This window comes from Tenacibaculum litopenaei (genome assembly GCF_964514025.1).
GTDB classification, from domain to species: Bacteria; Bacteroidota; Bacteroidia; order Flavobacteriales; family Flavobacteriaceae; genus Polaribacter; species Polaribacter litopenaei.
The window spans coordinates 25,876-49,303 of record NZ_CAZEQT010000002.1; the positions used below are offsets into that span (position 1 = coordinate 25,876).

General features: G+C 34.0%; 20 protein-coding genes. 13 read left to right on the forward strand and 7 right to left on the reverse strand.

Going from position 1 to position 23,428, the window contains the following annotated elements:
* Positions 1 to 16 precede the first annotated feature (16 nt).
* From rpmF to pdxA, 3 genes are read right to left on the reverse strand one after another with little or no spacing between them, the layout of a single operon-like run.
* Positions 17 to 211, reverse strand: coding sequence for a 50S ribosomal protein L32 (gene rpmF / locus ACKTS5_RS02775; RefSeq protein WP_299106911.1), 195 nt, complete (start codon positions 209 to 211; stop codon positions 17 to 19).
* An 8-nt stretch (positions 212 to 219) separates the two neighbouring features.
* Positions 220 to 765: a YceD family protein gene (locus ACKTS5_RS02780; protein ID WP_408042313.1), complete on the reverse strand. Its 546-nt coding sequence runs from the start codon at positions 763 to 765 to the stop codon at positions 220 to 222.
* Between the two features lie 59 nt (positions 766 to 824).
* Complete coding sequence (pdxA, locus tag ACKTS5_RS02785) at positions 825 to 1,874, reverse strand: 4-hydroxythreonine-4-phosphate dehydrogenase PdxA (protein WP_408042314.1); 1,050 nt, start codon at positions 1,872 to 1,874, stop codon at positions 825 to 827.
* Between the two features lie 59 nt (positions 1,875 to 1,933).
* Here pdxA and ACKTS5_RS02790 point away from each other — a divergent pair, with 59 nt between their 5' ends.
* Together ACKTS5_RS02790 and ACKTS5_RS02795 are read left to right on the forward strand one after the other, a co-directional pair.
* Complete coding sequence (locus ACKTS5_RS02790; RefSeq protein ID WP_408042315.1) at positions 1,934 to 2,533, forward strand: riboflavin synthase; 600 nt, start codon at positions 1,934 to 1,936, stop codon at positions 2,531 to 2,533.
* Positions 2,534 to 2,615: 82 nt separating this feature from the next.
* A complete protein-coding gene (locus tag ACKTS5_RS02795) occupies positions 2,616 to 4,148 on the forward strand; it encodes a patatin-like phospholipase family protein (protein WP_408042663.1) in 1,533 nt (510 codons plus the stop codon).
* A gap of 34 nt (positions 4,149 to 4,182) precedes the next feature.
* Here ACKTS5_RS02795 and ACKTS5_RS02800 read toward each other — a convergent pair whose 3' ends face one another.
* Positions 4,183 to 4,746, reverse strand: a complete 564-nt coding sequence (locus ACKTS5_RS02800) for a hypothetical protein (RefSeq protein WP_408042316.1) — start codon at positions 4,744 to 4,746, stop codon at positions 4,183 to 4,185.
* Positions 4,747 to 5,312: 566 nt separating this feature from the next.
* Here ACKTS5_RS02800 and ACKTS5_RS02805 point away from each other — a divergent pair.
* The 5 genes from ACKTS5_RS02805 (at position 5,313) to hmpA (ending at position 10,997) form a co-directional block, all read left to right on the forward strand.
* Positions 5,313 to 5,534, forward strand: a complete 222-nt coding sequence (locus ACKTS5_RS02805; protein ID WP_408042317.1) for a hypothetical protein — start codon at positions 5,313 to 5,315, stop codon at positions 5,532 to 5,534.
* An 82-nt stretch (positions 5,535 to 5,616) separates the two neighbouring features.
* Positions 5,617 to 6,348 carry a GLPGLI family protein gene (locus ACKTS5_RS02810; protein WP_408042318.1) on the forward strand — a complete coding sequence of 244 codons (732 nt, stop codon included), beginning with the start codon at positions 5,617 to 5,619 and terminating at the stop codon, positions 6,346 to 6,348.
* 27 nt (positions 6,349 to 6,375) lie between these two features.
* Positions 6,376 to 9,090 carry a carboxypeptidase-like regulatory domain-containing protein gene (locus ACKTS5_RS02815; RefSeq protein WP_408042319.1) on the forward strand — a complete coding sequence of 905 codons (2,715 nt, stop codon included), beginning with the start codon at positions 6,376 to 6,378 and terminating at the stop codon, positions 9,088 to 9,090.
* 241 nt (positions 9,091 to 9,331) lie between these two features.
* Positions 9,332 to 9,805, forward strand: a complete 474-nt coding sequence (locus ACKTS5_RS02820) for an HPP family protein (protein WP_408042320.1) — start codon at positions 9,332 to 9,334, stop codon at positions 9,803 to 9,805.
* On the forward strand, positions 9,795 to 10,997 hold the full coding sequence (hmpA, locus tag ACKTS5_RS02825; RefSeq protein WP_408042321.1) for an NO-inducible flavohemoprotein: 1,203 nt from the start codon (positions 9,795 to 9,797) through the stop codon (positions 10,995 to 10,997). The genes ACKTS5_RS02820 and hmpA overlap by 11 nt, the downstream gene beginning before the upstream one ends.
* A 190-nt stretch (positions 10,998 to 11,187) precedes the next feature.
* On the opposite strand, the gene ACKTS5_RS02830 is transcribed toward hmpA, so the two are convergent.
* Positions 11,188 to 12,246, reverse strand: a complete 1,059-nt coding sequence (locus tag ACKTS5_RS02830; RefSeq protein ID WP_408042322.1) for an alpha/beta hydrolase — start codon at positions 12,244 to 12,246, stop codon at positions 11,188 to 11,190.
* Positions 12,247 to 13,512: 1,266 nt separating this feature from the next.
* On the opposite strand from ACKTS5_RS02830, the gene ACKTS5_RS02835 reads away from it, so the two are divergent.
* Positions 13,513 to 13,977, forward strand: coding sequence for a JAB domain-containing protein (locus ACKTS5_RS02835; protein ID WP_408042323.1), 465 nt, complete (start codon positions 13,513 to 13,515; stop codon positions 13,975 to 13,977).
* 235 nt (positions 13,978 to 14,212) lie between these two features.
* Here the strand turns inward: ACKTS5_RS02835 and ACKTS5_RS02840 are convergent, their stop codons facing one another.
* Positions 14,213 to 15,061, reverse strand: coding sequence for a hypothetical protein (locus tag ACKTS5_RS02840; RefSeq protein WP_408042324.1), 849 nt, complete (start codon positions 15,059 to 15,061; stop codon positions 14,213 to 14,215).
* A 426-nt stretch (positions 15,062 to 15,487) separates the two neighbouring features.
* On the opposite strand from ACKTS5_RS02840, the gene ACKTS5_RS02845 reads away from it, so the two are divergent.
* From ACKTS5_RS02845 to ACKTS5_RS02855, 3 genes are all read left to right on the forward strand, one after another.
* On the forward strand, positions 15,488 to 16,303 hold the full coding sequence (locus tag ACKTS5_RS02845) for a phospholipase D-like domain-containing protein (RefSeq protein ID WP_408042325.1): 816 nt from the start codon (positions 15,488 to 15,490) through the stop codon (positions 16,301 to 16,303).
* A gap of 9 nt (positions 16,304 to 16,312) precedes the next feature.
* Complete coding sequence (locus ACKTS5_RS02850; RefSeq protein WP_408042326.1) at positions 16,313 to 19,645, forward strand: P-loop NTPase fold protein; 3,333 nt, start codon at positions 16,313 to 16,315, stop codon at positions 19,643 to 19,645.
* A gap of 436 nt (positions 19,646 to 20,081) precedes the next feature.
* Entirely contained in the window at positions 20,082 to 21,311 is a 1,230-nt protein-coding gene (locus ACKTS5_RS02855) for a hypothetical protein (RefSeq protein WP_408042327.1), read from the forward strand.
* Positions 21,312 to 21,381: 70 nt separating this feature from the next.
* Here the strand turns inward: ACKTS5_RS02855 and ACKTS5_RS02860 are convergent, their stop codons facing one another.
* Positions 21,382 to 21,684 (reverse strand): tyrosine-type recombinase/integrase, encoded by a 303-nt coding sequence (locus ACKTS5_RS02860; RefSeq protein WP_408042328.1) that lies wholly within the window; start codon positions 21,682 to 21,684, stop codon positions 21,382 to 21,384.
* A 1,029-nt stretch (positions 21,685 to 22,713) separates the two neighbouring features.
* Between ACKTS5_RS02860 and ACKTS5_RS02865 the strand changes: the two genes are divergently transcribed.
* Together ACKTS5_RS02865 and ACKTS5_RS02870 are read left to right on the forward strand one after the other, a co-directional pair.
* Complete coding sequence (locus tag ACKTS5_RS02865) at positions 22,714 to 23,220, forward strand: phage integrase SAM-like domain-containing protein (RefSeq protein WP_408042329.1); 507 nt, start codon at positions 22,714 to 22,716, stop codon at positions 23,218 to 23,220.
* Positions 23,221 to 23,255: 35 nt separating this feature from the next.
* A complete protein-coding gene (locus ACKTS5_RS02870; protein ID WP_408042330.1) occupies positions 23,256 to 23,372 on the forward strand; it encodes a hypothetical protein in 117 nt (38 codons plus the stop codon).
* Positions 23,373 to 23,428 lie beyond the last annotated feature (56 nt).

A 23,428-nucleotide genomic window follows, 5' to 3' on the forward strand; every position in this document is an offset into this window, starting at 1 on the left:
TATGAAAAACTATCAATTATGCTTCAGCAGCAGCTGTTTCTAATACTACTTGACCTCTGTAGTATAATTTTCCTTCGTGCCAGTGAGCTCTGTGATATAAGTGAGCCTCTCCAGTAGTTGGATCAACAGCTATCTGAGGAATAGAAGCTTTATAGTGAGTTCTTCTCTTGTCTCTTCTAGTTTTTGATATTTTTCTCTTTGGATGTGCCATTTTATGTCTTATTTATCTGTTAGTAAATCCTTTAATTTATCCCATCTTGGGTCTGTGTTTGTTGTCTTTTCTTCTTTGACAACAGTATCTTCATTTATTTGTAACTCGTTCAACTTCTTTAAAGCTTCCGATTCCATAGTTCCGTCAAGAACTTTCGGATGAACGCGCTTGCTCGGTACCGATAGTACAATGAGCTCATAGATGTATTGTGCGATGTTTACCTCATAGGCTTCGTGCGGTAAAATGAGTAATTCTTCATTCTCATCGTTAAATTCCGGACCAAACTTTATGACCAAGTGTAAATCACCTGTAATCTTTTGGTCAAACACCTCACTCGTGATATCGCAAGGAACTTCAACAGTTCCGTTAATAGCAATATCTAATTCTATTAGCGTGCTCTTCTTTACAAAATTTACAGTTGATTGTATGTCACAATCTGTAAATTCTTCGTAATTGTATGCCTCAAAGAACTTTTTACCAATTTGATATTCAAATAAATGACTTCCTTCTTTTAGGCCTACAAAAGCTATGTTATATTCTTTTAAGTCTTTCATCCTAAACATCAATTTGAGCGTGCAAAGATATAAAAAATGTTTTTAATTTTATATCTAGGTTAATTTTTTTTGACTGATTCTGCTTTTAAAGCGTTTTTTCTAAGCTTTTGATACTCAATTCTGTTTTTGTAAATCTGTAAGCTGCTAAATAAAGCTTCTTTAAATGATTCCGGGTTGGCTTTGTTTTTTCCTGCAATATCAAATCCTGTTCCGTGATCTGGAGAGGTTCGTACCTTGTTTAATCCAGCGGTGAAATTCACCCCGTTTCCAAACGATAATGCTTTAAATGGCGCGAGCCCTTGATCGTGGTACATGGCAAGTACACCGTCAAATTGCTCGTAGGTTTTGGATCCGAAAAATCCATCTGCGGCATAAGGTCCGTACACGAGTTGTCCTGATTCTTGAATTTCTTTTAGGGTAGGACGTATAATTTCATCGTCCTCTTTTCCTATAACCCCTTTGTCTCCGCAATGTGGGTTTAACCCAAGAACGGCAATTTTAGGCTTACTGATATTGAAATCCTGTTGAAGGGAGTGATACATAATCGATACCTTTTCTCGAATCAATTCAGGAGTAATAGCCTTGGCTACCTCTGAAACAGGAATATGTCCGGTAATCAATCCAATTTTCATGGTATCCGACATTAAAATCATCAGTGATTTTCCTTCGAGTTCGCTTTCGAGGTATTCCGTATGTCCTGCAAAAGTAAAATCTTCCGACTGTATGTTTTCCTTGTTGATAGGAGCGGTTAGTAGTAGGTCAACAGTACCTTCTTGTAAACTTTTTACCGCAGCTTGTAGTGATTGGAAAGCGTAATTTCCTCCCTCAGGAGTACTCTTGCCAAGTTCGAACTTCACCTCTTCCTTCCATACATTCATCAAATTTATTTTTCCGTGTACTACTGCCTCCATCGATTGAATTCCGTGGATGCTGCTGTTTATTTTGAGTACCTTTTTATGGTATGAAATCGCCTTGTTAGCACCAAATAATACCGGTGTACAGAAATCTAACATGCGCTTGTCTTCAAATGTTTTTAATATAATTTCTATACCGATACCATTGAGGTCTCCAATTGAAATACCAACAATAATTTTGTTCGATTTATCCATAGTTTACATTTTCTAATGTCGTATTTTTGATGTTAACAAAAGTAATTAAAATTTAGAGAATGTTTACGGGAATTATAGAAACCCTAGGGAGCGTAACCAAATTAGTACGAGAGCAAGAAAATTTACACATCACGGTAAAAAGTGAACTGAGTTCGGAATTGAAAATCGATCAGAGTGTTGCTCATAATGGTGTTTGTTTAACGGTAGTATCACTTGACAATGATGAATATACTGTAACGGCCATCAAAGAAACTTTAGATAAAACGAACATCGGGGACCTCGAGGAGGGTGCCGTAGTGAATTTGGAGCGCGGTATGAAACTAGGAGCTCGCTTGGACGGACACATTGTTCAGGGGCACGTCGATGGTGTAGGAAGGTGTAAGGCCATAGAAGATGCGGATGGAAGTACGGTTTTTACCTTTGAATACGAAGCAATAGGTAACAATGTAACCATTGAAAAAGGGTCGATTACAGTTAACGGAGTGAGTTTAACTGTGGTGAATTCAAAACAAAATGAATTCAGCGTAGCGATTATTCCTTATACCTTAGAGCATACTACCTTTAAAAACTTTGTGGTAGGAACTAAAGTCAATTTAGAGTTTGATGTGATAGGAAAATACGTGGCGCGTTTATATCAATTTGACAAGCCACAACAGTAGCGTTTAGCTTACTGCAGTAATACGAAAAAAGAAAGAGAAGGTAGAATAGTTTTGTTCTTCCTAAAAGTTATGGTTGAATAAAATGAGAGAAATGAAAGTGTTTTCATCGATAGCCCTGTGCTTTTCTGGAGGTGGTTACAGAGCCGCTTGCTTTTCATTAGGCACCTTGTCCCTATTGGAAAAAGTAGGGCTTTTACCACAAGTTAAAGCAATCTCAACGGTTTCTGGGGGGACTATTACCGGAGTTAAATACGCCGAATCACAAGTAAAGAATCAAGATTTTGAGTCTTTTTTTACCGAGTATTATCAGTGGTTGGAAAAGGATGATCTGGCATCCAATGCGCTGAATCACTTACGATGGCCGTTGATTTGGAATGAGGAAGCCTTTCGCCACAAACGAAAAAACCCTATTAATGCCTTTGCCATTGAGTACAATAAATTTACGAACCACCGTACGCTCGGAGAATTACAAGATTGTATTGCTGAGGGCAAAACGCATTTACAGCGCGTAATTTTTAACGCGACAGATTTTGATAGTACGTATCAATTTCGTTTTCAAAACATCAAAAAGACCCAAAAGCGCTTTGGGAATGCCAAGGTGCACAGTACGTATAAAGAGGTTATCGATTACGTAAAACTAGGTGATATTATCGCGGCTTCCACTGCTTTTCCGGGGGGCTTTGAACCTATAGGGTTTCCTACAGACTTTACACCCGCGTTTCCAGAGTTGAAAGAGATAGGCTTGATGGATGGTGGGATTGTAGATAATCAGGGAGCTTCGGTTTTTGTTCAGGAAGCACAGCGTAAGACTGCTCAGGGTGCTGATTTGTATTTTTTGTGTGATGTGTCATCTCCCTATCCAGGGGAAGGCTTTGAGTTTGCTTCAAAAAATAAATTTAGTCGCTATGTTTCTTGGGTGTCTAGTGCATTTACCTTGTTGCTAGTTCTGATTGCCACGATCTTCTTTTTTATCAAAAAGTGGTTGTTTTTGTACACTATTTCTGTGGTAGTTTTAGCGCTTTTGTCGGGAGTCCAATTGTTATTCTTTGTACTGTCTAACTTAATGCAAGCAGAAACGGGAATCGATCAAAAGCTGTATTTGCCTCCTAAAAGAGTTGGGTTTTATATTGCCAATAGGGCCAAATCACTGATCCGCATGGCCAGTGTGGTCTTTTTAAAAAACGATCGCCGACAGCATGCGACTGCTTTGTATTCGGCGTTTCCTAGCAAAGTAGTATTTTCAACTGTTTACGAATTGCGTTGTGAAGATGCCATGGGAGAATTGGCTAACAAGCCGGAAAACAGCAAACGTTGGCAGGAAATTAAAAAACATACCGGAGCAATAAGTGGTGCTATCATTGCAAATTCGCAAAAGAGTACAGCTTTCGGAACTACCTTGTGGTTTACCGAAAAAGACAAAGAACAGCAGATGCTGGATACCGTAATAGCCTGCGGAGAATACACGGCTTGCTATAATCTTTTGGCACATTTAATACTACAATACCGTGAAGAAGTCACGGCCATTCCGTTGTACCATCAATTAATGACCTTGTGGAAGCAGTTTCAAGAAGATCCGAAGTTTCTGGTTCGTGCCCGTAAAGAGGAGCAGCATTAGTTTTTAAAATTGCAGCTAAAACACTTAGGGAAATTTATTTACGAGCGATGGCAAATATGAGGCTCGAGTGGGGGAGTATGTGAATACTATTAGTTCCAGTAGTCGCTTGGAGTGTTACTGTTTTTGTAAAGGTCAACAGGAGGTATTCTGTGTTTTCCTCAGCTTCGTAATGATAGTTGAGTCCACCAATGACATAGATACAAGCACCGTCAATCAATGAGAGTTTATAGCTCTTTTTATTGAGTGTTATTTGTAAGGCATTTGCTCCGCCGTACGTGCTGTAGGTAACGGTGGTTTTACCACTAGTTGATTGGCCCTTATATATCTTGGTGCTCAGGTCGTATATCTGATGCTCATCGGATTCAATTATGAGGGCAGCGGGACTTCCTTGGAAATCGATAAGGCTTTTATTAGGACTGTCGTTTTTCCGAACGAGTAATAGTCCGTTACTACTCCCTTGAAACGTACCAGTTTCTAGGTGTTGAAATACACTGTTAAAATTGTCACCTTCTCTATAGTAATCATTTTGCTGCCCGTAGGTGACTAGGGCGATAAAGAAGCAGCTACTAATAATGATTATTTGTTTAAACAATTTCATAAGCAATGGAGTGAATTAAGCAATTTAACGATACGAATATAAGTATTTCGCTCTTAAAAGAAGGAGATTAGCAAGCAGATCCGATTCATTTTAGTAGCTAAAAAAAAGAAGTACTTATTGTAGTAGGGAGTAAGCACGAGAATGATATACAGGACGATTTTGTGTTAGATGAAAGGAAATACCTCATTGTAGTAATTACTTCTTTACTTTAAAGGGTGATTTGTTAACATGGTATAATATGTTTAGTTATTTTCTTAAAAAAAAATGATTTTTTATTAACATGTTATTATGTTTTGAGGAAAATGTAATTTTTGAATGGGTTGGTTGTTTTTTTTTTTATTTATTTGAACTGTTTTAGTAAAAGAAGTAGCTATACTTTTAGTAAAACTCTAGCTAGAAAAATGGAAAAAATTGTCATGATTTTCAATGTATACACTTTTTTTTTCAAATGATATGTACTTCAAACAGCACTAACAATTGTTTGAAGAGGTAAATTCATCAATACAAATCCGTACAATTTTGTCATAGATGAATTAAGATGACTAATAAATTAAAAAATTTAAACAATGAAAAAATCAGTTTTATTTATGTGTTTAGCAGTTGTAGGAACTGTTATTTACGCAAACAATATGAATGTTGAACAACCAGAAGAAGTTTTATTAAATGATGATTGCGGTGGGTGCATCGCTTGGGCAGATTCAAGAGATGATGGTAGTGATAGAACATTAAAGAAATGGCAAAAAGATTTAGACGATTGTCGAGCGAGTTCTAGCGAGTGTCAAGAATAAGCAGTTCTCGTAAAATTTGACTATAAATAACAATCATTAGACTGTGGAAACACAGTCTAATGATATTAGATTCCCTAAAAAAATGAGTAAAAAAATAGTAGTAATGCTATTGTTGTTTCAGTTAGGAATAGCAGCAGCCCAAACTAATGGAAGAATAACGTACAAGGCTTTTTTTGCGAAATCCGAAGCTACAGAGGAGTTGAAAGCTCAGAATAGAATGCGCTATCAAGAGCGCTTAGATGAAGAAATGATGGCCAAATTACTTACGTACAACTTGGACTTTAACCAAAATGAATCATTGTTCTATTTATCAAAGAGTCTTATTTCAGAGCATGAAAATCAAGAAACAAAAAAGTATGTAACAGGATTGTTTTACGGCTATGATAAAATTTACACCAATAGAAAAAAAGACGAGCTCATCGAGCAATTATACTACGGTTTTGGAACAATTTTAAAACTTAGAAAAGCGAGTATGATTCAATGGAAATTGACCAATGAAACCAAAGTAATTAGCGGTTACAAGTGTTTTAAAGCAACCTATACCTACCTGCAAAAATGGAGAGGAAAAGAATTCCCTTGGGAAGTGGTTGCTTGGTATACTCCTGATATTTCCTTACCGTATGGTCCTATTAGATACAGTGGGTTACCAGGATTAATTTTAGAACTTTCTGAAGATAATAGAGGATTTGTGGTTGATAAAATTGAATTTTCTAAGGAGCAGGTTACTGTAGAAAAACCGTCCAAAGGAGAGGTGCTCACTGAGGAGGAAATGTATAAGAGACATAAGAAAGCGAAGGAACAGCTCTCTAATTAATCGCGTTTATCAAGCGAATTTGTATTCATGCCTGTTACATTTACAACAAAAAGAAAAATAGACGGTAGCTTTACGATAGTAGGCAGTATCGTAATACATGTACTCTGTTACTGTTGCTCATTGGCAATGACGGCTCAAACTTTTATAGGTACTGTCAAAAATGAGGGCCAGGAACCATTGCAAAACGCAAACCTTATTGCTGAGGTAGCTGGGGGGAAGGAGATCATGGCTTTTGCGATTACAGATGAACAGGGAAGGTTTCGAATGCAGCTTAGAAAAGGAGTGACGTATACCATTAGGGTTTCCTTTATAGGATATAAGAGTACTGTTATTACGCATACCGCTTTATCGACAGAAAAAAAACATCATTTTGTACTGCAAGAGTCGGGTGAATTGCTGGATGAAATAGTGATCAAAGCAAATCAAACTCCAATTATGGTAAAAAAAGACACTTTGATTTACGATGTTAATCGCTTTTCAAATGGTGAAGAGTTTAAAATGATTGAAGTGCTAGAGAAGCTGCCTGGCATTGAAGTAGAAGCCAACGGAACTGTAAAAGTACAGGGAAAGAAGGTATCTAGATTGCTAGTAGAAAATAAACCTTTTTTTGGGGGGAGTACAAAATTAGCCATCGAAAATATTCCTGCGAATGCTTTAGATAAATTAGAAGTTATCGATCATTTTACTGAAGTAGATTTTTTAAAAAAAGTATCGGATAGTAAGGAAATGATTATCAATGTAAAGCTAAAAAAAGATAAAAAGCGTTTTGTTTTTGGTGATGTAGAGGCGGGGGGTGAAGTGGCTAGTAGTAAGGGGCATTACAATTTGAATAGTGCTCTTTTTTCGTATAGTAAACGCCGTAACATCAGTTTTATAGGAGGGGTAAATACGATTGGTAAAAGTGCTTTCTCTTATGAGGATTTAAGGCGATTTGAAAATATGGAGAGTGCATTTATTGACCGCAAGAGAGCACCTGAAAGCCTTGTGAATTTTGCTGTAGATAATAAGCGGTTGCTGCAGAATAAAAGTACGCTTTCTTCACTAAATTTGAATGTAGATCTCAGTTCGTCAATTTCATTGAATAGCTATGCTATTTTTTCTAAAACGCATACAAAATCGCTTAGGAGTGATCAAGTAACCTATTTACAAGCTGCTGAGAATGTTTTTGAAAACAGAAGTTTTCAAAATGAACAGAGAGACCTAGTAGTATTGGGCAGTGTGAAGCTAAATTATGCACCCAGCCCGAATTCTCGTCTCATGTATCAATCGCAATACAAGTACGGTAGTCCAGAAGGAGCGGAACAGCTAGTGTCAGTCACGAATGTAAGAGATTTGAGGGTAGGTACGGATCATAGTCAGAGAATTTCAAATTTCAAACAGTTCTTTGAATGGCATGTAAAACACGGAAAAAAACATGCGTCAACCCTAGTACTTACGAATGCAAATACCAACTTTTCACGCAGTAAACTCTGGCAAAGTACGATGCCTATATTACCCAATTATTTAAACTATACTCCAGCAGCTGTCTATGAGGTGAGTCAGTTGAAGTCGAGAAAGGGCACTAGTGTGGATGCGTTGTTAAAGCATTACTGGTCTGTACACGACCTGCATCATTTGTATGTTTCTCTTGGGAGTACCTATGAGGTAACACGTGTACATACTGATGAGTATCAGTTGCTCAAGGGAGGGTTGGCGTCTGCCTTTCCAGAGGGTACCTTTGGGAACCGACTTAAAAATACATTTAGCGATGCGTATTTTGGAGTGGCTTATAAATTTAAGTTGGCAGGAGCAGATCATAAGCTCTCACTCTCTTCGCATTTGTATAGGGTTCAATCAGTCCAAGCCAATACTTTCCAGTATACGAATACGCTTGTAGAGCCCCGCTGGAATAGTGAGTTCGAGTTTAGCCCTTCAGAGTCAGTTGAGCTCGAATATGCTTATACCAATGAGTTTCCGCGACCAGATCAATACCTGCAAAACTTTACCGTTGTAGCCTATAACTCGTTGTTTCGAGGAAATGCCTTACTTACCAATGAGCGTTTCCATAAAGGGAGTATTAATTACTCGAAACGAAATCTTTATAAAGGGATGTTTTTAAGAGCCAATGTGTCATATTTTAAAAAAGTCAAAACCCTTAGGAACCGCGTAGAGTTTGACGGGGTGGATCAGTTTGTAACTCCTGTAATAACGAATAACCCAGAAACGAGTGTGCTGTGCTCAGGTTTATTTGAGAAACAATTATTCAGAATGAAGCTTTCTGTGAGGATGAGATTGCGATGGCTGCAATATGGCCAAGAGTTGGGAAATAGTTGGGTTGTCAATCAGCGAAACAACCAAAGGCTAACGTTAAAACTGCGATCGTCTAATAAAAAAAATCCAGCGGTAGGGTTTCGTTATACCAAGTCGTTTAGTCAGTTCAAAGGTTTGGCAAATTCCGATATGAATGCTGATGTGTTTGGAGGATACCTACGCTTTAAATTTTTGAGGAATTTTGTTTTTACATCCGATTATGAGCACACGACTAATGTAAATCAGTTTGGTCAGCCCAATAGTTTTCAAAACTGGAATGCCACACTGCTATTTAGAAAAAAGAATAAGCCTTTAAGTATTGAGATTTCAGGACAAAATATGTTGAACACCAGAGAAATCGTCACCAATAGTTTTTCTGACTTTATGATTTCTTCGAGTCGAGTTTCGATATTACCAAGAATCGTGATGCTGACCCTCAGGTATAAAATTTAGTGCTGGTTATAATTGAGGTGTTTTTTTGAAAAAATTATAAAGAGAAGTTTGGTCTGTACCTATGTGCCCTGTTTTTGGGGTAATAGTAAGAAAATGAATTGTTTTGCTGCAATAATGTTCTGTACTTTTTTGGTTTTTTACGTTCTAATAAAAGACCTCTAGGTCGTTTTTATGATTTCAATCATAAACGCATTGGCTTTCTAGAAATACTTTTGCTGCCTCATTATTATCACGGTACACGATGGCACGAGTATTTAGAAATAGTTTTGAGTTTTTGGTAGTTTCCCTGTGTTTTTTATGCGTCTTTTACGTGCATAAATTGTTGTTTCACCAGCAGGAGCTCACATTGGTTATAGCGGCATTTGGCGCTTCTAGTGTACTGGCTTTTTCAGAAGGACGCACCGTAAACTCTCCCGTTAAAATGTTTGCAAGTTCTATGCTAGGCGCTTTTTTAGGAGTCTTTTGCAGTCGACTTGATACCCTACTAGTAGTAAAAATTGTGTTGGCCATCGGTTTGTGTATCGCGCTGATGAGTAGGTGGTCAATTCAATATCCGCCAGCAGGAGCCATTGCACTGATCCCCATATTGTCGGGTTCGGCAATTCAAGAGCTCGGATACTGGTTTTTGGTATATCCGACATTGACAGGGCTATTCATCATTTATTCATTTTCAAAACTTAAACATTACCTAAATTCCATTTTTTATGGCCAGTAAAAGAACCATTGAAATTGTCAAGGCTACAGCGCCTGTATTACAAGAGCACGGAGAGGCTATTACAAAAGTATTCTACACCTTGTTATTTGAGAAACACCCAGAGCTACGCGATGTTTTTAATATGACGCACCAACAGAAAGGATCCCAACAAAAAGTGTTGGCAAATGCTATTTTTCAGTATGCAGTGCATATTGATAAGTTAGAAATGATGGGGCCGGCAGTGGAATCCATTGCGCAAAAGCATACGAGTTTGTCAATTTCAAAAGAAGCATATCCTATAGTTGGTGAAAACTTATTACTGGCGATTAAGGAGGGATTAGGAGCTGCCGCTACCGATGAGATTATCGATGCTTGGGCAGAGGCCTATGGCGATTTGGCGGCTATTTTTGTTAGCAGAGAAGAAGAAATTTACACGGAACGCGAACAGTATCGCGGTGGATTTCGCGGGACGAAAGCTTTTGTGGTAGCACAAAAAGTAGTGGAGAGCAGTGTGATTACTTCGTTTTATTTGAAGCGAGCCGACGGTACTCCAGTGCCGCAATTTTTACCAGGGCAGTACGTAGCCCTAACGGTATCGGTTCCAGGAACCACACATCAACATACCAGAAATTACAGCATGTCTGACAGCAGCGATCGCGATTATTTACGCATCAGTGTCAAAAGAGAAACAGGATATCCAGAGGGCGTCGTATCGAATTACTTGCACGACGAAATACATGAGGGGGATGTATTAGAACTCGGGATGCCTTCTGGAGAATTTGTATGGCAAACTACTGAAAACCCTTCTGTGTTTATCAGCGGAGGAATAGGGGTAACTCCGCTGTTAAGCATGTATAAGGAAGCAGTTGCTAAGAGCACGAAGCCAATAGTATTTATTCAATGTGCTTTAAACAGTGATGTATGCGCTTTTGCAGATGAAATTGAAGCGCTAACTAACCATCGAGTACAAGCTGCTAAGGTCTATTCCTTACCCTTGTCAGAAGATGTTTTAGGAGAACACTACGATTTTAAGGGCTATTTAACGGAGGATGTTTTGGAGAGCCTTGGTGTTGCTGCCATGAGCGATTTTTATTTCTGTGGTCCTACACCGTTTATGGCGAATACCTTGGCAGTATTGGAGGCCTATGGGGTAGCAGAAAGTCAAATTAACTACGAGTTTTTCGGCCCTCAAGAGGAGTTGGAATTGGTGTAATGTAGTAAATCCCTCGTTGTTGCAACTGACAGCGGGGGATAATTGCACTATATTACTACGTAATAGAACAGTGTCGAAGCGATTTTATGGAGTAGCAAAGTAACCTCTCCTTCCAAAAGAAAAGAGAGGCCGCTTAAGATTAGTAGTGAAAAGTATTCGCTGAGGTCTAAGTTTGCTACTTGGGGATAACTTATTTGGCGAAAAACTCGGCAACAGCGTCAGTAGATACTTTTACAGCTGCTGGTTTAAAGTAGAAATCGACATGACTAAAATTAGGCACTGCGAGTACCTCATGGGTATTGGTAAGTTTGTCGATAAAAGCGGTTGAACAGACGGCAGTTGGAGCATCGGCGCCATAGACGACTAAGGTAGGCTGAACAATTTTGTCAGCATAGGCTTCTCCTATGGAAATAAGTGACTGCATGGCCTGATCACCGATGTGCATATTGGTGAAATTTTCAACGGCTTTGGGGCCGCGATACCCATCTCTTCCGTAGTAATCATACGATTCACCTGCCATTTCAGGGAAGGCAGCTTCTCCTATGTATTCTTCTCTCGACTGTTCGTCGTTGAGTCCAAAGGGAGCAACGTAGTCTGGTTTACCAGTAATGTATTGTTTTTGCATGGAAGCATTGGCAGCGGCAATCAACTGATTGGCGGCATTTTTATCGGTCCACTGAAAAGCGTCGGCGGCCATCATTCCCGAAACGGTGGCTATCTTTTTAATTCGGTGGTCAGTAACGGCTGCAGAGGCAATGATAGATCCTCCTTGACATACGCCTAAGCCATAAACCTCTTCAACAAAAGGAAGACTGCCTAAATACGAAACGGCATCCCAAGTATTCTCTATCAATCGGAACATATATCTCGATTGTTTGTGTTCTCCTGGTAAAGCTGGAGAATCGCCCATACCAAGGTAATCAAAGCCTAAAAAAACAAAGCCTCGCTCGGCCATTTCTGGTCCATAGGTGGCGAGCACCTGCTCTTTTACCTGCGGGAACGGGCTTGCGCCAACAATTGCCTTGTATTTTTTGCTGCTATCAAAGCCTTCTGGTAGGTATAAGTCTCCTGCCAAGTTCACTCCAAAAGAAGTAAAGGTAATACTGTTTTTTCCTGATTTTAAAGTATACATCATAGGTTGTTTTATAGGATTAGAAGGAACGATGGGAAGTGACTGTGAATTGTTTTTAGGAGTATGACAACTCATAAAAAGTGCTAGGCTCCCCAAAATTAGAATAGATGTTCTCATTATAATCGGTTGTTAATACTATACTGCAAAGGTATGCGGGTCAGGCTGTTGGGGGCTTACGCATTTTGGTAGAATCGTTATACTTTTTGGTAGTTAGGTATTGGAGAGTGATAAGAAGTTGAAAAAAGAAAGGCGAGAGGCTGGGGAATAGGCTACAACTTGTTACTGCTGTATTCCAAGTTTTTTCATTTTGTAGCTTTAATTCTACCTGTTTCATTCCACCTATTCATTCCTGTTAGGATTCTTAGGGGTTTTGGTTGTATGTTTAGTTTATGTATGCCATTCTTTACTCAAAGCAAAAAAATCACGTTTTAAATCCAAAAAATATATACAAAGTATTATTCATCTAAACTTAAAAATATGAAAACTTTAAATCGATTGGGAGCGTTTGTATTGTTTCTCATTACAATTCTCGCGTTTACAGACTGTGAAAACCATGTTTTGGAAGCAACTAAATCTAACTTTGGTACTTGTTAAAAATGAAAAACGTTATTTATATATTTTTATCAGTAACTTCCTTTTTCCTAAGTTTAGTTACGTTTACTTATTTAAACGCTGAAGATTTTAGTAATCCTGATAGTAAGGTTTTATTAATCTTCTCTAACCTATGTTTATCTGTAGTGTTTTTTGAGTTGTTACTACAAAAGCACACAATAAGGAAAGAGCAAAAACTAGTATACTATTCAGTACCTTTTCTTTTATTAGAGTACTTGTTAATCATTGATGCATTTTACTTTTACAAAAGGTTAAGTACTTTTTATGACCATCTGTTTATTAATTTAACTGCCATTGTATTTTCCATTTTTATAGTTTTTTACCTATGTAAGATGATGCTTAAAGTCAGGAGGGAAATAAATGAATCATCTGCCAGAAAAAGAAACCCTTAGTTAAGCTAAAAGTTATTGGCTGACAAAAAGGAGTACTCCATTTTTTTAGGAATACTTCGCGATAAAACTACTGATAGATGAAAAACGATTGATAAGGAAGGGTTATTTTAGGCTAGGATTGGATAAAAATGACAGCTTCAAGGTTACTGTGTATGGAATATCGAGTTAATAATTTAGTGTTTCCTGAGTTAGTAGTTAGGGTAAAAGCTAATTCTTGTCTATCGGCAGTTTTATCGGCTACTAGTTGTTACTGCTGTATTCCAAGTTTTTTCATTTTGTAGCTTTAATTCCATCTGTTCATTCCTGCTGGGATTCTTTGGGGTTTTGGTTGTATGTTTAGTTTATGGATGTCATTCTTTGTTCAAAGCAAAAAAATCAAATGCTAAATTCTGAAGATGTATACAGAGTAATGCAGCAGGTATTACTTCGTGAAAACAAAATCAGGAGAAATCAAGAACATTTTTGGGTTGTTGGCCTGGATAATGCCAATAAGATACTCTTTATTGAGCTGATAGGTTTGGGAGCTGTGAACCGTGTTAATGCGAATCCGCCCGATGTATTTAGAATGGGGATTTATAAGTTAGCGGTAAAAATGATACTCGTTCACAATCACCCAAGTGGTAATGTCGCACCTTCGGAGGCAGATTCTACTTTTACGGATAGATTTTTAAAGATAGGAAAGCTCATCAATATACAGGTGGTAGATCACCTTATCATCTCCGAAGAAAACTACACGAGTTTGGCTGATATGGGCATAATTGAGGCCTTAGAAAACTCGGGAGCCTTTGAAATTGTTGATAAGGAAAAACAAAAAATCGAGGAATGGCGTATCAAAACAGCCTAGGAGCGTGCTGTTAAGCTCGAAATTGCCAAGAACCTCAAAGATCAAGGAATTGACAGCAATACTATAAAAAAAGCAACCGGTCTTACAAAATGGGATATCCGCAAGTTGTAAAGTCTCACGAGTAGCTGAGGTTGTTTTGTAAGTTCTAATAAGTAGCAAGGAATAACGTTAGGGTTCTCCTTAGCTTTATACGTTACGATTTATTGGGAAACATGCAGTTAAAACCTTTCCCTTCTTAGCTAATACCAAAAGGTTGTTTTACTTGTTGTAACTCTCCGTCATCAAATCCAGTGGTTATAAATTCGGCTTTATGAACAAAAGTTAACGGAAAAATTTTTGTTTCCATAAATTGTTCAATCCCTGATTTAACAATTGATTGAATTTCCTCCCAACGCCATTTTTTTGAATCCGTTCCTAAACTTAAATATTTTTCTTTGGGTACAAAATCTTCTTCGCAAGCCCAATCATCATTTAGCGTATCGTAGTTGTGCGTACCGACTAGATACATTTGATAGTCGTTTTCAGATTCGATAATTCCAAAATTAAAAGCTTTGATAGCGTGCGGAATTAGCTCTTTGTCATTAATTCTGGTGATCCAAAAATTGATAAGTCTTTTGATTTCTTCCTTTTCGATTTCAGCTTTAATTTCTGAAACGAATTTTTGATACTCGATTCTGTCGAATTCCAATAGTTCAATTTTGCTTAACCATTCAACAGTTGTTTCCATAGATTCAGTAGGATTACTTTCGAAACCACTATCACCTAACCCGATTCGCAACCATTTTACAGAATTCTCCGTTTTCTCTATTTCTACGTGTAGTATTTTATACCTCAAATTAACAGTATCAGGGCACATTAAAATTGGGGCAACTTGCTTTTCGTCACTTTCAAATCTTTGCAAAATGAGTTCTCTTTCTTTTGTGTCTTCTGGCCAATTTAAAAAGGTCGGTACGAGGCCTATCAAATTCTTATCAGGATATATTTCGTGCAAAATTTTGTCCAAAGATTTTCCATCTACATGTACTGTCAAATGCGATTTATTGGAATGCTTACTTTTTTTATGTTTCGCTTGAATTTGATTCATTTCTTTAATAAGGTGTAACTTGTTTAGGAAATCTATGTATTAATCCATTAATATATTTTCTATAAATATAATTTTATCTATGAAAATTTCCATGTTGCTACTTGATTTTGATAATGAAATATCTCTGAAAATAGAAAAGACCTTGGGAGTTTCCGTGTACATTGTGCCAAGGAAAGGACTAAGGTTGTTCTATCTTCTTTTCAAAGTTGTAGGTGTAAAGAGATTAATAAATTTTAAGAAACCTAGTTATGGTTTTCCGTAAAGTTTAAACTAATTAATATGCTATGTTTACTGCTTGGGTTAATATGCATCTATTTACTGACTGTTTTTTATTTTGTGTAAGCGTAGTTTATAGATAAACTAAAATAAATGACAAGGTGTTAATCACTTGTGCTAAGTAAGTTGTCAATTTTGAAAAAAAAATAAATGAAAAAAGTAATTTCTACAAGAGGGATATCCTATCATATTGAACAAATTATTTCTAGAGCAAAAAAAGAAATCATATTGATTACACCATTCCTTCAATTGCCAAAAGAATTTCATAAAAGACTCTTGGATGCAAGTGATAGAGGTGTTAAAATAATAATGGTTTATGGTAAAAAAGAGGAGCTTGATAAAGAACAAGAGAGTATGCTTTTGAAAATAGACAACTTAGAGTTGAGATATTTAGATAGATTACATGCTAAAGTTTACTTGAATGAGTTGGAGGGGGTTATAGCATCAATGAATTTATATCAATATTCTGAAGTAAATAATTTTGAATTAGGGGTTTCATTTGTAAATGATAATCTTGATAGAGATAATATGTACCAAGATACATTTCATGAAGTTCAGCTTATTATTTCTCAAAGTGAATTAAAAAAAGAAAGAGTTTCAATAGAAGTATTGGATAAGCAAGAGATTATTTTATCTCTTTTTTATTCAGAAAACAATCAAGATATACTTTTCGAAAATATACCAGTTAAAGGTATAAGTATCTCAAAGAGGTATGGATTTATTACTTATCATATCTACGAGAATTTAATGCCATACGAAGATTTAAAGCGGTTTAGAAGAGATGCATTAAATCTAATATACGAGAACGTAGGGTCTGATTACAGACTTTATTGGTCATACCCTTATGATAAAATATGTATTTATCATAAGAAAGGCATTCAATTTGATAATAAATTACAGGAATTAAGTTATTGTCGCAAAGTTATCGAAAGAGTTAATTCTCAAATTAAAGAATTAATAAATTAAAATTATTGTATGGCAATAAAAATATTAAAGCCTAAATATTTATCTAGCAGTCCTTCCGGAGAAGATTTATTTCAAGGACGTTCACACCAAAAAATATCAAACACACTATTTGATCTAATAAAAGATAAAGCTCTCCCTAATAATGTAATTGGTTTAGAAGGGAAATGGGGTTCTGGAAAATCTAATGTAGTGAGGATTCTTAATAAAAAGTTTAAAGAGAAGAATTCTGATTATGTTTTTTTTACATATGATGCTTGGGGACATCAAGAAGATTTGACAAGGAAAACATTCCTAGAAGAATTAATCTCGCATTTAGATGATAGTAAAAAGTTCAAAGGTGATATTGATTGGAATAAAGAACTTAGAAAATTATTAGCCAAAAAATCTACAAAGAGTACTGAAAAATTCCCAAAGATTAAATTCTATTGGATTCTCTTTATGTTAGCATTCTTTTTGTTCTCATTTCTAAAAGTTGTGTACAGTGATTTTTTTTCTAAAATAGATTTTCTAAAAGGAAGTTATCCTAATTTAAAACCATTTGCGTTAAAATACTTTTTACCTTCTGTAGCTTTTTTTGGGGGGATTTTAGAGCTTCAAAAAGAGTATAAATCATTTGATAAAAACGAAAAAGATAGTAAGCTAAAATTTAAAGAGAGATTGATGCGATTACTATATGTTTTTAGTGGGTCTAATATAGAATCAAATGAGTTAGAACATGTTCTTGAAGAAGAACCTTCAGTAAAAAGATTTAAAGAATATTTTGATAAAATTACAAAAGATTTAAAATCGGAAGGACTTATTATAGTTTTTGATAATATGGATAGGCTATCGAATAGTGACAAAGTTTTATCATTATGGTCATCTATTCACACATTTTTTGCAGAAGAAGAGATAGATAATGTATGGGTGATTATTCCATATGATAAACAACATTTATCACAGCACTTTGCAAGAGATGACTCTAATTACATTAAGGTAGAGAATTTCATAGGGAAAACTTTTTCTACTGTTTTTAGAATTTCTCCTCCTGTTTTATCTGATTGGAAATTATTCTTTTCTATAAAATTTGAAGAAGCATTTGAGGATTTGATTAAAAAAGAAGAAGTGGAATTTATTTCTTCACTTTATGAGTTAGTAATTGATATTAACAATCGAAAACCAAGAGATATTATAACGTTTATTAATAGTCTTGTTTCCTTATATCTTCAGCATAACAATGCTATTGATATTGGGTATTTAGCTCTGTACGCTCTTAGATATAATGAAATTCTTCAAAACCCTTTAACAACTATTTCTAGTAAAAAATTCTTAAAAGAAGAAAAACATCTTTTTAAAAACGATAAAGAGTTAGAAGAAAGTTTGGCAGCAATTGTTTATAATGTTGACAAGAGTAAATCTTCTGAAGTTTTATTAAAGAATAACATTGAAGAACAATTTATACGGTATGATGAAGAGACCTTGAATAGTATAAAACAGCATAGCGATTTTCATTCTTATTTTAATAATACCTTTCAAAAACAGGATGTATCTCAATATAGACCAGAAATTATTTCCAGTATTTTAGAAAATATTTCCAAAGTAATTACTCCTGACACTATTAGCATATTCTGGGAAAAATTCTCAACTGACATTGTATCTAGAAGAAACAACAATGATTTTATAGGACTAAAAGAATGGCATAAAAATATTTTTAAGAATACTTCTTTAAAAAGCTCTAAAGCATTAGCTGATGTGATATCAAGGCATTCTAAGGAAAATCTAAAAAGCAATGGAAAGAATTCAGATTATTACTGGACTATATTTAAATTGATAAAATTTTTACGGGAAAATTCAATTATCATTCAAGTGGAAATTGAGAAAACGACCTTAAAACCTGAAGACTTTATTAATTTTATAGATAATATCTATAACCGTTTTGAAGAAGGAATATGTACTTATAAAGATTTGAATTTACACGTAAATTCAAAAGAACTCAATGATTATTTAATAACGAATACCAGAGGAATAGCGGAGATATTTTCTTATGAACACGTAATATTTTTTTTAATGAAAGAAGACGAAAATTATGATGTTAAGAAGTTAAAAGAATATTTAGAAGACAGATTGGAAAACGTTTCTTATACTTCAGATAGGGAAATAGAACAATTACTTAATATTATTAAAAGAATATCAGGAAAAAAGAAAATCAAATCCATACCAAAAAGCACAAGTGAGGATTACCAGAGAAGGTATGGAAATAAAAATAAAGAAGTCTACTTTGATATCGTTGCTAATCAAATAGGTTACCTAAAACCAAATGTACCTCCAAGTTATTCTTTAGAAGAAGAACTTAATAGTGTTGAAAACGAGGAGGCTATATCTAGTGTTATACAGTATTACACTACTTATGAACACATACTTAAATTAATAATTGAATCGGATAAGAATTATCCATTGCTTGTAAAAATAGCAAAAAAGCTTACGAATGAATCTTTTGGGTTTGAACAGTTCTTAGATGTAGAATGGGTTTTTGAAAATATACATTTAATTGAGCAAAAAGTATTTAAAGATAATATAGAAGAGTTTCTATTGAGCTTTGATGGTCGGAGTAGCTATTTTTCTGAATCATTAACAGAAGAAAATGTATTAGACATAAGTTCAAGATTTATTGATCTAGCATCCAACCAACAGTATCATAAATTTTCTTCGGTAAAACAAACTTATAACGTTGTAATTGATTATTTAAAAAATGCAAGTATGGAAGATTGGGTTGAGAATTTCGAATCTGACTCGAATTTCAATGATGCTTTTAAAAAGTTTTTTAATAATGGTTTATTAGATAAATCCATAACAAAGAAAAATGAATTTATGGATGCTTATGAAAGTTATATGAAACAAGTAATAAGAAGAGAAAAAGAAATTCCTGGAGAAAGAGATATGTGGAGAAAAATAGAAGAAGAGTATATAGATAATAGAAAACAAAAAAGACTTTTTAACGATTTTCTTGATTTATTATTAGGTCATACGGAAATAAAAGAAGATGAAATTATATTCTTATTATCAGGGGTATTAAAATTTTCTTCCAACATATATGTTGATACAAAAAAATCAGAAGAGTTTGTAAGAAAGATAATTATTCCTTCGAAAGATAATGAAGGTTTATTTAAACTATTTTTTATTGATCATTTTGATGAGATTATTAAAGTAATTAATTCAGCAAATGAGTATAAACAAGATTTATTTGAATTGTTTTCTAGCGCTAAAGGAAAGAAAATCATAACTGTTCAAAAATATGAGAATTTAATTACGGCAACTAAATTAACAAAAATAGAGAATCATTCTAAAAAAGAAAAAGAAGAGTAATGGATATAAGGATATATAATTAAACGAAAGAAGTTTTTGTTAAAATTCATAAACTTAACAATCAAAACCGTTGATTTTCTAATTTCTAACAGTATCTAAATTCGGGAGGAGATTATTAGTTTTATAATCTGAATTCTTGTCAGTTTTAAATAGTGTGGTTTTTTGGGAAACTTACAGTGGTTGTTTTCTTTTCAAGTATTGTATATGATAAAAAACTTTAACAAAATGACATAAATAATGATATAAAAAAAGTCCTATCGGTGAGATGCTAGGACTTTGTTATGATATAAGATTGCCATTGGAAAAGAGGCAGTCATTATATTTTTTTGTAGGTACTGTAAAGATACTTCTTTTTTGCAAATAGCAAAAGCCCCATCTTTTCCCGGTAATTTATTGCATCCGAATTGCAATGTTAATTTAATACATTATATATTTTATGCCTATTGTAAATAGAATTACAAGGAGAAATTTTCCATCAGATGATGATGGAGTTAGAGTACAAGAAGTACTAAAGTTAATTGAAGGTTCTGATTTTGAAGAAGACCTTTTTAAAGTTTTTGATTTAGAGTCAATCAAAAATGAATTTATAAAGATACCTGGAGCTTTTACGTTAGTTAAATCAGTTTTGAATTTAGAAAATAGTCTAAATAAAATTGATTTAAAAGCAGAGCTAAAGGATGTTAGAGTAGCTGGTTTTACAGAAGATAACCAAGCTTTGTTAGAGATTTCTAACATTGAAGATAAAGAGTTAATTAAGATGTTTAGAAGTGATTTGGTTAATTTTGAAACTAGCTATTCTGTCAGGGCTGATTATTTTAACCAACTCTATGATATGAATAAGTATTTGTCTTTTCTGTTGACTAAACAATATAAAGATATTGTTGATAGAAATATTGATATGTTAGAGGAGAAGAATAAAAATAATGAAGAAGAAAAGGTTTTTAGAACTGTAGTTGACAGCAAGAAGAATAAGTATGTTAGAGCTATAGTTTCAAAGAGATATAGAGATTATAATATACCTTTTTCTGTTTTTGTTACTTTGATTCAGTTGCACAAACTAATCAAATCTAAAAGTCTTTATTTTTCTATTTCTAGGTACAATTTAACAGATTCAGAAATAAGGGTAGAATTCAAAAATGAGAAAGAATATGAGTTCTTTGATAAATCTAAAGTTTCTTTTTCTTTAGTGCTTACTAATGATGAAATTAAAAGAGATGCCGTAAAACTTAAGGGTTTGTTTTCTATCAACTTTGATCACGTTGAAGCGTATTTAAACCCAAATGATGGAAATAAAAATATCTTATCATTTAAACATGGTGTTAATGTGGAAAATGTAAAGGAAAAATTATCAACTTTAGGGTCTGATATACTTGAGTTTATTAACGGAACATTAGATGATTTAAAATTTGTTAAAAGAGTAGACAAATCAACAACCATAAAAGAGATTCAAGATAGATTAATTCAAAAAGCTGAAAAAGCAAGAGATAAAAACTTTTTGCCTTTGAAAAATGAAGTTAAAAATAGTTTTCTACAAAAAAAGGTTTCAAGCTTATTTGAATTACTCGATTTAATTGGAAAAACTGATGAAATATTCAAAGATGAATACATACAGGCTCAAGATTACTGGAGATATAAAGTTTATCAAACTATAGTCAAGAGAAAATAGTAAAAAAGGTCACAACAATGGTTGTGGCCTTTTTTTATGGCTGAAAATAAGATGTTTAATTCTTTAAGTTTTATCTCTGTTTAATTTTAGATATAGTTTTTGAAATTTCATCACTAACTCTTTTTTTAACAATTTTTGCATGATATTCTTGGGTTATTGAAGCTTTAGAATGTCCTAATAATTCAGATACAACATCCATAGTTACACCGTTATTTAATAAAATCGTTGTTGTAAAAGTTTTTCTAGCTATATGATGAGTAAGGTGTTTGCTAATACCAACTATATCTGCAATCTCTTTTAGATAAGGGGTGAATTTATGATTTAATATATTAGGGAATTTATAATTATACTTCTTTAAAATTTTTATTGCCACAGGTAATATTGGGATTGAGATTTTAGTTTTTTCTTTTCATTTCAATCCAATCATTTTTATCAAACCCTTTAATAATATGATTTGAATTTAAGTTTGATATTTCTTCAAATGCTAACCCAGTATAATAGTAAAACACAAATAAATCTTTTACCTGTTGTAGTTTTGGTTGTTTGAATTTGTGTTTTTATAGTTTCTTTAACTCAACGGAAGTTAAGAATATAATTTCTGGTTTAATTCTGTTGTATTTGTACAAAAGGAAAGGATCACTTTGTAAATACTTTTCAGCTAATCCGATTTTAATAATCTTTCTAAACTTCTGAATAGCTTTACAAGCTGTCGATTGAACTAATTTTTTTCTGTTTTTAAGTAAAACTCATATTCAGTAATAAAGTTATAGGTTAAATCTTTATATAAATATCTTCTACATCAAAATCTGCTTTATTAACTTGTAAAACAAAAAAGCCCGATTTACTTTTTGGGTGATCAGATTTAGTTGTGTGTTGATAAAGTTGTTTTCTTCATTAGGAGGATGAACTTTTTGCTGCTTATTTCTCCAACTATTTGGATTAATGAATAGATTTTCAGAGAATACTATTTCTCTAACTATTGTATGTGATTATTATTCTTAACAGTGCTTTACCCTTTATGGGGTTGTATTTAGCTTTGCTGAGTACGTTTACAATTTTTAAATTATTGTTTTCATTTGTTTATGTTTTTTAGAGGTAAACCTTTTAATGTTTTATAATTGAAATAGGTTATTAATTTTAAAGTTGCAGATTGTTGTAAATGATTGATTTTAAAACAAAAAAAAGCATCAACGTGTTGTTGATGCTTTCCAAAGGTGGTCCCACATGGGTTCGAACCATGGAACCCCTGATTATGAGTCAATACCTTTTTAATCTTATTTAATATAATTACCTTTGGCTATCAGTGCTTTGTGGTTTTGTTGTGTTGGAATAAGAGCAAAAAAAACCATATAAAATCAAAATCTGAGTGCAAATTGAGTGCAAATTTTTAAACCTATTTTTTATGGCTACAAATATTGTAGTAACCTTAGATAAAAGGAGAAAAAGAAAAGATAATACTTTTCCGTTAATTTTAAGATTAAGTCATAATAGAAAAACTACGGCTCTGCCTTTAAATTATTTTATAGGAGAAAACGATTGGGATGAGAAGAAAAGAGTTATTAAGAAAGGATATAAAGGAACACAGTCAGTTATTAGGCTGAATAAATTTTTTCAGAAAAAGAGATCTGATGCTTTGGATATAATTACAAAGTTAGAAGAGAAGTCTGAACTGAATACTCTTTCTATTGTTCAACTTAAAGAGAGTATAATTCATACGGCAGAAAAAATATCATTTTGTAGCTATGGAGAAAAACAAATAGAGCAATTAAAAGAGGCAAATCGCTTGGGTACGGCGCGTTCATATCAAGATACATTGAGAATGATAAAGAAATATAACAAAGGAAAAGATTTTTCTTTGGAAGAATTAAACTATTTCCTGATCTTAAAAAATTTGTTTCTAATTTTTTAAGATCAGGAAATAGTTTAAATGGTCTAGCTGTTTATATGCGAACCATACGTTCGATTTATAATAAAGCCATAAAAGAGGGATTTGTTGGGCGAGAATTTTACCCTTTTGATAATTATAAAATTAAAACGACTACAACCCAAAAAGAACTTTGAGTATTGAATCTTTAACAAAGCTAAAAGATTTAGAAATACCAGAAAATCATATTTGT